Source organism: Burkholderiales bacterium, from assembly GCA_013695435.1.
Classification (GTDB): domain Bacteria; phylum Pseudomonadota; class Gammaproteobacteria; order Burkholderiales; family JACMKV01; genus JACMKV01.
In genome coordinates this window covers 1-4,507 of sequence record JACDAM010000138.1, presented here as the reverse complement: position 1 = coordinate 4,507, position 4,507 = coordinate 1, and the positions used below count along the sequence as shown (strand labels likewise).

At 58.4% G+C, this 4,507-nt stretch carries 4 protein-coding genes; 1 reads left to right on the top strand and 3 read right to left on the bottom strand.

The features are described from left to right. Positions 1-193: 193 nt before the first annotated feature. Complete coding sequence (locus H0V78_07115; GenBank protein ID MBA2351547.1) at positions 194-1,111, top strand: DUF1259 domain-containing protein; 918 nt, start codon at positions 194-196, stop codon at positions 1,109-1,111. Positions 1,112-1,276: 165 nt separating this feature from the next. Here H0V78_07115 and H0V78_07110 read toward each other — a convergent pair whose 3' ends face one another. From H0V78_07110 to H0V78_07100, 3 genes are all read right to left on the bottom strand, one after another. Further along, positions 1,277-2,041, bottom strand: coding sequence for a hypothetical protein (locus tag H0V78_07110; GenBank protein MBA2351546.1), 765 nt, complete (start codon positions 2,039-2,041; stop codon positions 1,277-1,279). Positions 2,042-2,415: 374 nt separating this feature from the next. Continuing rightward, entirely contained in the window at positions 2,416-3,723 is a 1,308-nt protein-coding gene (locus tag H0V78_07105) for an MFS transporter (GenBank protein ID MBA2351545.1), read from the bottom strand. Then, positions 3,720-4,507 (bottom strand): efflux RND transporter permease subunit (locus tag H0V78_07100; GenBank protein MBA2351544.1); only part of this gene is annotated, 788 nt, incomplete at its 5' end. The genes H0V78_07100 and H0V78_07105, both read right to left, overlap by 4 nt.

Genomic DNA, 4,507 nt, shown 5'->3' with positions numbered 1-4,507 from the left:
CCATAAGGAACCAGGTAAACGCCATCGCGCAGCGCCACGCAGCCCAGACTTTTCAGGGAGCGCCAGACCCGCATTCGCGCAGTCGCATTCTGAGTCGGGAGGCTCATCACGAGAGATAGCCAAGCGGGAGACATGTAGTGAACTTTACTAAAATGTAGCGTATCTAACAATAATACCACTTGAGGAGCAACTCATGCACCGTTATCGGCTAATCGTGGCACTCGTTACCCTGCTCGGACTCACCAGCTTTATCGGCCTCGCCAATGCGGAGTCCGCGAAACTCAATACGCAGCGCATTGAACAGCTAACGGGCTTGAAAGGAAAGCTCGACGAAAAGGAGCGCGTGTTCAAGGTGAGCATGCCGCGCAAGGATCTGAACCTGACTGCTGCGGGCGTGAAAGTCACCCCGGCGCTCGGCCTTACGGCATGGGCCGCGTTTACCAAAACCGGTGAGCACACGATGGTGATGGGCGATGTGGTGGTGCTTGAAGATCAGGTGAACCCTGTCATGAGCGTTGCGCTGGAAAACGGTCTGGAAGTGACTGCGCTGCATAACCACTTCTTCTGGGACACGCCCAAAGTCATGTTCATGCACATCGGCGGCATGGGCGACGAAGAGAAACTGGCTGCCGCCGTCGGCGAGGTATTCGAGAAAATCAATGCGACCAGCGGCGGCAAAGGCTCCGGGCCGCGCGCACAGATCGACCCCGCAAAAACGACACTCGATCCCAAGCCGATCGCCGCCATCATCGGCGCAAGCGGTGAAATGAATGATGGCGTCTACAAAATTACCGTGGGTCGCACAACCGAAATGGAAGGGCATGCGATGGGCAACGCCATGGGCGTCAACACCTGGGCGGCATTTGCCGGAAGCGACCAGCAGGCGTTGGTCGACGGAGACTTCGCGATGCTCGAGAACGAGGTGCAAGGCGTGCTGAAGGCATTGCGCGATGCCAACATCAATATCGTCGCCATCCACAATCACATGCTGATGGAATCTCCGCGCATTGTCTTTCTGCATTACTGGGGTGTGGGCAAGGCAACCGATCTGGCACGGGGAGTTAAAGCGGCGCTGGATCAAACGAAAACCGAGGTGGCCGAAAGATCTTAAGACTGCTGAAGGAAGTGTGAATTCGTCGATAGATAAGGGACCGCGCCTTGCGGAAACCCGTATCTCGAAACAGTCGTTCACAGCTTCCTGTGAATCGAGAGGAGAAAATAGTTCGTTCTTTGAACGACCCAGTTCGCTCCGATCACCCGCTTTGCATCGACCCAGTCAATCTAAAGTGGCGAGAACGTTCTCGGCGATTCTTTTCGGCCGTTCGCCGATACCAAAGGCAAATGAAGGGTCGCCGCGCGGGTCGATTTCAATGATTTTGTCATAGCGCTCCACCCAGGCGCCTGCGCGCGTAAGCCCACGGATACATCCCGCGATAGGCGCTACGAGCAATTGAGCATCGAGACGCCCGATCACTTCTCCCGCGGCAACCGTATCGCCGATATTGCGGCCTGTCTCGAGGCGCCCAGATACCGGCGCATACACGTAGCGCTCTCGTCCGATGCCCTCTATAGGATTTGGTTCGCCCGCCAGCGGTTTTGTGCTGCCGGCAGCGATCACTAGTCCCAAATCATCACCCCAACGCGTTTCCACCGCCAGATCGGTATGTTTCCCGGCGACGAAGTTCGGTCCAAGGCCTATCGTCAGCCGCGCCAGACCGCGTTGCATTTCCGGTGTTCCCCGCTTGCGCATGCGCGCATCGACAAGTACGTCGGGCGTCACGAGGGCAAGCGCCGCATCGAGTGTCTGCACTAACACCGGAATCGCACGCGTGCAGTTCAGCATGTAAGGAACATCTTCACGGTCGCGAACGCGCTTGGCGAGCACACCTTCCAGCGATGCGGCGCCATCATAGACCGCATCGATAAATGCCATGCCTCTGCGCGGATGGTTCGGCGCCGGATCGTCAAGCAGTACCGGACGATGGCCGTGCCTGAACAATACATGGGCGATCGCCGAGCCGATGTCGCCCGCGCCGCGGATCAGGCACAGAGTCATGAAGTGGCCTTAAACAAAACAACGCTTTTCAAGAGACCGCCCGAGTGGCTACCGCCTTTCACCGAATCGCGCATGTCGCTATCCGGAATCACCTGTAACCATGGCTTTTCGTCCATGTTTCGATGTCGCGGGTCGAAATGGCGTTGAGATACCGTTATCGGTATTTCCTGTTTGCCGGAAGCGCAAACGGCGTAGCTGGCGGCCGCAGCCTTCAGCGAGCGCCATACGCATGCGAGCCGTTGCATTCTGGGCCGGAGACTCACTACGAGAGATAGTCAAGCGGCAGACTGTGTGAATTTTTAATGAGATGTAGTGCACTTACTTTTTGTGAACGTTATCGGTCTATAGTAAGGGCTGATTTAGGAAAAACGCGTATTCGCTCCCGAGCTTTTGTCGCTGTGAACATGAGGAACGAATTTTTGTCGGGTCGTTATGAATACCATCAAAGTAATCAGCAAACAAACGCCGCCTGCGACGGTAAAGGTAATCGGGGCACCGAAAGCCGAAGTTGCATGTCCGACAGCCGGGTAGGTGATCAGCCAGAACGCATGAGTTAACGCGAAATACGCGGCGTAGGCGCGCCCGCGCTCGGCGCTGACAGTGTGCGCGGCCAGCAGCGTCGACGACGGAATCGCGATCAGCGCCTGACCGGCGCCATTGAACATCCAGAGCAGCGCGAACCAGAAGACTGCAGGCTGCATGAATCCCGGTAGCAGCAGCAGGCCCAGCAACATGCCGCCGATGAGTAAAGCCGAGTCCGCCCAGCGATGCTGCCGCGCGTGCCGCCCCTCTTGATCGGGGCTGCGCGATTCGTAGCGGCCGCTTAGTCGGCTTAATAGCAATGCCGTCACCGTCGAGCCCAGCCCCAGACCGGCCATCAGTAGCGCAAACGCGGTATCGCCCAGCAGCAGCACGTCACGCACGTACACTACTGTCGAAACAATCGCCACCGCGCCGGCAGTCGCTTCAACGAAGCTAAGCAGCAGCGCTCGCCGCAGCGAAACTTCGCGCAGCAGAATGCACGTGCCGAAGGCTAGTTCTGCAAAGAAGCTTTTCAGGCGCAGCTTGGCGGCTATGACTGGCGTTGAACGGATCGCGCTCAGAAATACCAGCAAAGCCGAAACCAGGTACGTGATCGCATCGAACCAGAACAGCCAGCGCAGTCCGACTGCGGCCAGCAGCAATCCAGCCAGAGCCGGCGAAGCCACGGATTCAACATCGACAGCGATGCGCGACAACGACACGGCCTTCACATAGTGCTCGCTGCCGACAACATCCGGAAGTGACGCCTCAAACGCCGGCGTAAAAAACGCAGTTACTGCGTTGATGGCGAAGATCAGCAAATAAATCTGCCAGACGCTGTCGATGAAAGGAAAAAGCGCGAGCAAGCCGAAGCGGATAAGGTCCGCCGCAATCAATATCCGTTTGCGATTCAAGCGGTCGGCCATGATGCCGGCCGGCTGCGAAAACAGCAGGAACGCGAGGATGCGCAGCATTAGCGCGTTACCGATGACCGCTGCCGCGGACTCGCCGCCCACAAGTTGGTATGCGAACAGCGCGAGCCCGACAGTCGTGATGCCGCTGCCGGCGAGTGAAATGACTTGCGCCGAAAACAGGAATAGATACGGCCTGTTCCGCCGAAGCGACGGCGCCGCTGCTGTACTCATGCGCCCGCGGTTTGCAGTTTTCGGGCAGCGGCTGCGTCCGCGCGCCTTTGGTGCGCCAGACGATACAGCACCGGCAGCACCAATAGCGTGAGCGCCGTCGACGACAGAATGCCGCCGATTACAACGGTCGCAAGCGGCCGCTGCACTTCGGCGCCGGTTCCGGTCGCCAATGCCATCGGGATAAATCCGAGTGACGCGACGAGTGCGGTCATCAGCACCGGCCGCAGCCGGGTCAATGCGCCGACCTGTATCGCATCGTCGAGCGATCGGCCTTCTTCGCGCAATGATCGAATAAAGGAAATCATCACCAAGCCGTTCAAAACCGCGACGCCAGACAACGCGATAAATCCGACCCCAGCGGAAATCGACAGCGGAATATCGCGAAGCCACAGCGCGAGCAGACCGCCCGTCAGCGCGAACGGCACGCCGGTAAATACCAGCAAGCCGTCCTTGAAATTTCCGAACATCGAATATAGCAGCAGGAAAATCAGCCCGAGCGCAATGGGGACTACGATCTGCAGGCGATTCGCGGCAGAAATCAGTTGCTCGAACTGACCACCCCAGGCGATCCAGTAACCGGTTGGAATCTTGACCTGTTCGCTGATAGCGGTCTGCGCGTCGGCTACGAAAGACCCGATATCGCGACCGCGCACATTAGCCGTGACGACGGCGCGGCGCTTACCGTTTTCGCGGCTGATCTGGTTGGGGCCCGGCGCGACTTCGAAATTCGCGACCTCGCCTAAAGTCGCATAGCCATTGCGAACGGCGCGGGGCGCCGCGGCGT